At 74.7% G+C, this 4579-nt stretch carries 5 protein-coding genes; all 5 read right to left on the bottom strand.

Annotated features, from left to right (window positions below; genetic code table 11):
* Window positions 1-728: hypothetical protein (locus tag ACWEVO_RS30850; RefSeq protein ID WP_452310982.1), on the bottom strand; the 728-nt coding region annotated here is incomplete at its 3' end.
* Window positions 729-800: 72 nt separating this feature from the next.
* Window positions 801-1589, bottom strand: a complete 789-nt coding sequence (locus tag ACWEVO_RS30845; protein WP_452310981.1) for a hypothetical protein — start codon at window positions 1587-1589, stop codon at window positions 801-803.
* Window positions 1590-1665: 76 nt separating this feature from the next.
* Complete coding sequence (locus ACWEVO_RS30840; RefSeq protein ID WP_452310980.1) at window positions 1666-2727, bottom strand: hypothetical protein; 1062 nt, start codon at window positions 2725-2727, stop codon at window positions 1666-1668.
* Window positions 2728-2737: 10 nt separating this feature from the next.
* A complete protein-coding gene (locus tag ACWEVO_RS30835; RefSeq protein WP_452310983.1) occupies window positions 2738-4306 on the bottom strand; it encodes a polyamine aminopropyltransferase in 1569 nt (522 codons plus the stop codon).
* Entirely contained in the window at window positions 4303-4434 is a 132-nt protein-coding gene (locus ACWEVO_RS30830; protein ID WP_452310984.1) for a hypothetical protein, read from the bottom strand. The genes ACWEVO_RS30835 and ACWEVO_RS30830 overlap by 4 nt, the downstream gene beginning before the upstream one ends.
* Window positions 4435-4579: the final 145 nt, after the last annotated feature.

The following is a 4579-nucleotide window of genomic DNA, read 5'->3' as shown; positions in this document are numbered from 1 at the left end:
GGCGGCGCGGACGCCGGGCCGTAACCGGACGGCGGGCCGTAACCGGGCGGCGGCACGTGACCGGACGGCGGGCCGTAACCGGGCGGCGGCACGTGACCCGGCGCGGACGGCGCGGAGCCCGGACCGTGGGCGGGAGCAGCCGACGCCGGGCCGGCGGGGACGGGGACGCGGCGGAAGAAGGCGCCGGCCGCCGGGGTGACCAGGAGCGCCGCGACCACCAGGTAGCCGAGGACCTGCGCCTCCGCGACCGCGGCGTTCAGCGGGATCCACCAGCCCGGGTACGCGTCGCCGAGCCGGCCGAACAGCTCGGCGGTGGCCCGTCCGTCGGCGCTGATCTGCATCGGAGCGGCCCGCTGGCCGACCAGTACGGCCAGGCCGCAGCAACCGCAGAAAAGCCCGAGGCCGGCGACCACCCAGGTGCCCACCCGGGCGCCGGGCCGACCGGAGAGCAGGCCGAGGGCGAGCCCGACCAGCACCAGCCCGACGACCACCCCGACCACGCCGGACAGGACCGTGGTGCCGCGCAGCACCGACATCACCTCGTCGATCTCGCGCTGCCCGGCGCCGCCGGCGCTCGCCGCGTCGCGGAACCGGCTCACCGTGCCACCGAGCACCGCCAGGCCGACGATCGCGTACACCACGGCGCCGGCCGCCATCAGCAGCAGCACCGTCGCCGCCGAGACCACCGCCGCCGGACGGCGGGGCGCGGCCTGAACGGGGTACGACACGACTGATCCCTCCGGTAGGCGTCGGCTTGCAACCTACTCGGAGGGATCGTCGGCGTCGCTCTTATCCGGGAGTCAGCTTCCGGGTGGCGGCTCCGGTTCGCGGCGCTCCTCGGACCCGGGCCGCTCCACCGGCCCCGGCGCACCGCCCTCGCCCGACGGCGGGAACTGGCCCGGCTGGCCGGGGGCGGGCGGGTGGCCGGGGTGACCAGGGGCCGGCGGCTGGCCGGGCGCGGACGGGTACCCGGGCGCCTGCGGGTACGCCGGCCAGGCGGCACCCGGCACCGGCGGCTCCCAGGCCGGCTGCTTGGGCCTGCGGAAGAACTCGTTCGCAGCCGGCAGCGCCAGCAGGATCAGGGCCGCCAGCAGGGCGAGCACGGCGAGCACCCCGAGCAGCGTGGTGACCGGGCCGTACCAGCCGGGCAGGGCGTCCTGCAGCCGGCGCTGGATCTCCTGCCCGCTCGGCACGTTGCCGTTGGTGGAACCGCCGCCCATCATGCCGCCGGCGGTCTTGTTGATCAGGCCGCCGCCGGAGCAGCAGATCAGGATCCCGCCCAGCACCCAGGTGGTGATCCGGGCTCCGTTGCGTCCCCGGTTGTTCATCATGGCGAGGACCACGAGCGCGACCGCGAGCAGCAGGGTGACCACGGCCCCGATGAGGCCGAACACCCAGGCGAAGTCGGCCGCCTGCTCGACCGAGGTGCCCCGGTAGGCGTCCCGCAGGACGGTGCGGACCGTGCCGATCGTGGTGAGCGTCAGGATCAGGTTCACCACCTGGATGGCGGCGACGAGGATGAGCAGCCAGCTGGATGTCGTCACCACGCCCGGACGGGCGCGGGCCGGGGTGGCGGAGGCATCGGCCATGATTGTCCCTTCCCTTGGCAGCACGACCACCGTAACCAGCCGGGGTCGGATCGGCAGTGGACGCGCGCGAAGGACCTCAGCGTGGGTAGGCGGTGGCCTCGCGGCGGAGCCGGCGGTGCTCGGCGGTGACCACGCCGAGCAGGAAGAGGTCGAGGACGACTGCGGAGACCGCCCCGAACTGGTTGACCGTGAAGTTGAAGATCTGCCCGAACAGCAGGTCGACCAGGAGGGCCAGCTTGAACAGCCGGAACGCGTCGAGCCGGTCCCGGGGCAGCTGCCACGCCGCCCGTACCGTCAGGGCGGCCGTGATCAGCGCGGCGACCGTGACCCCGGTGACCGCGCCCCACTCCCGCTGCTGGTCCAGGTGCCCGGTCACCGCGTCGAGCACCACGGCGATCACCACCACCAGCGGTTCCACCACCAGGTAGACCACCACCGGCCAGACCAGCCAGCGCCGGGCCGCCATCCAGGCGGCGAGGCGGCGGGCGGCGTCCGCCGCGCGCTGCCAGGACCGGACCGGTGGCGGTTCGCGCCGGGGCACCGCGTCGAGCAGCTGCACGATGGCTCCCTCGGTGACCGGTCCGGTGCCCTGCACCAGCCGCAGCACGGCGATCCGCCGTCGGTCCGTCAACCCGCCCGGCAGCTCGCTGAGCACCAGGTCGAGGGCGTTCGCGGTGCGTTCCGCCGGGCTCAGCCGGGTCCGGCCGGTCCGGCCGCGCACCGCCTGGGTGAGCACCACGAGCAGGGCGAAGGAGCCGTAGATGATGCCGGCCGCCGGGGCGTAGAAGTAGTCGGTCCCGGCCGTCACGAACTTGCCCACCTCGTCGATGAAGAGCCCGAAGCCCACCCCGCCGACGATCGCCCCGGCGGTGCGTGGCCCACCGCCGAGGAACACCAGCGCGACCCCGAGCCCGACGGCCATCAGCAGCCCGCCCCAGAGCACGTGCGCGATGTGCAGGCCGCCGCCGCCGAGCCGGGGATAGCCGGTGGCCTGGAGGTACGCCCGGACGGCGAGCACCGTCACCACCCCGGACAACACGAACGCCTGCAGGTACGACGCCGCGCCGAGCGCCCGGGTGGGAACCCGTCGGCGCAGCCAGTCCAGACCGGGACGCGGCAGGCGGCGGGACGGGGACATGTCCCGAAACCTAGTAGCCGCGCCACTCCGTCCGGGCGTACTCCAGCACCCTGGGCTGCAACAGGGTGGAGGCTGGTACGTCGAGCCGGGCCCGGTCGGCGGGGAAGGTGGCCGCCGCCGCCAGCACCGACGGGGTGAGGAAGCGCAGCGGCGGCGCGTCGGCGGGCAGCGCGAGCGCGGGCGGGCTGGTGCCGGGCGCGGCGAGTACGTATCCCCAGTCGCCGAAGCTCGGCACGTCCACGTGGTACGGCACGGTGGCGAAGCCGGCCTCCCGGACCGAGTGCTCGATCGACCAGTACGACCGGGGCGCGAAGTACGGCGAGCCGGCCTGCACCACCAGCCGGCCGCCGGGGGCGAGCGCCGAGCGGATCAGCGCGTAGAACTCGACGGTGTAGAGCTTGGCGGTGGCGGTCTCGTCCGGGTCGGGCAGGTCGGCGACGATCACGTCGAAGCGGTCCGTGGCGGTGCGCAGCCAGCCGAACGCGTCCAGGTTGAGCACCCGGACCCGGGGGTCGGCGAACGAGTGGTGGTTGAGTTCGCGCAGCTGCGGCTCGATGCGTGCCAGCCGCACGACGGCCGGGTCGAGGTCGACCAGAGTCACGCGACGCACGTCCGGGTACTTGAGGATCTCCCGCAACGCCAGCCCGTCCCCGGCGCCGAGCACCAGCACCTCGCCGTGCGGGCCGTTCATCGCCGGATGCACCAGCGACTCGTGGTAGCGGTATTCGTCGATCGAGCTGAACTGGAGGTCGCCGTTGAGGAACAGCCGCAGGTCGGTGTCGGCGTGGCCGACCTCCCGCACCGAGCGGGTCAGCACGATCTCCTGGTAGCGGCTGCGCTCGGCGTGCACCACCGGGTCCCGGTAGAGCTGCTGGCGCGCGGTCACCTCGAAGTCGTGCGCGGTGACCCAGGCGTACCCGAGGCAGAGGGCGACCACGACGGAGCCGGCGCCGAGCGCGAGCCGGGCGCCGCGGCCGAGGTCCGTCCGGAACACCGTGCCGACCAGCGCGAGACCGGCGACCGCGTTCACCGCGCCCACCACGAGGGCGCCCTTGAGCTGCCCGAAGACCGGCATCAGCAGGAACGGGAAGGCCAGGCCGCCGAGCAGCGCGCCCACGTAGTCGGCGGCGAAGAGGTCTGCCACGGCGCTGCCGGCGGACTGCGCGCGGATGCGTTGCAGCAGCACCATGAGCAGCGGGATCTCCGCGCCGATCAGCAGGCCGAGCACGAACGCGGTGCCGACTAGGGCCGGCCCGTACAGGTCGAGCCAGGCGAACGCGGCGTAGAGGCCGAGCACGGAGAGGCCGCCGAGCAGGGCGAGGGTCAGCTCGATCACCGCGAAGGCGGCCGCCGCCCGGGACTGCAACGGCTTCGCCACCAGGGCGCCGACGCCCATCGCGAAGACCATCACGCCGAGCACGATCGAGGCCTGCCCGACCGCGTCGCCGATCAGGTAGCTGCCGAGGGCGACCAGCGCCAGCTCGTACACCAGGCCGCAGGCCGCGCAGACGAAGACGGCGAGCAGGACGCCCGCGCGGGCCGGCCGCCACCGCGGCCGCGCCGGCGCGTCGGTGGTCACGCCGTCTCCCGGGTACGCGTGGCGGCGCCCGCCCCGGCGCGCTGCGCGGGCACCCGTGCCCGGAGCTGCCCGCGGCGTTGCCGGACCCCCACGGTGACGAAGAGCGCGGCCAGCCCCAGCAGGCCCACGGTGGCGAGCAGCCAAAGCCAGCGGTCGCGCCAGAAGTCGCTGCCGGCGGCGGGCCAGCCGGACGAAGTTCTGCGCGGCCAGCCGCTGCTGGAAGCCGACCAGATCCGCGCCGAGCAGGCCGCGCAGGATCTCGGTCCGGAACGG

The sequence above is a fragment of the Micromonospora sp. NPDC003776 genome (assembly GCF_053605645.1).
Note: the sequence above shows the minus strand (reverse complement) of the source record. Positions and strands in the feature narration are given on the sequence as shown.

What these genes read in the sequence shown, in the direction of transcription:
- ACWEVO_RS30840 (WP_452310980.1), bottom strand. Translation starts at nt 2,727, where the DNA reads ATGTCCCCGTCCCGCCGCCTGCCGCGTCCCGGTCTGGACTGGCTGCGC.
- ACWEVO_RS30845 (WP_452310981.1), bottom strand. Translation starts at nt 1,589, where the DNA reads ATGGCCGATGCCTCCGCCACCCCGGCCCGCGCCCGTCCGGGCGTGGTG.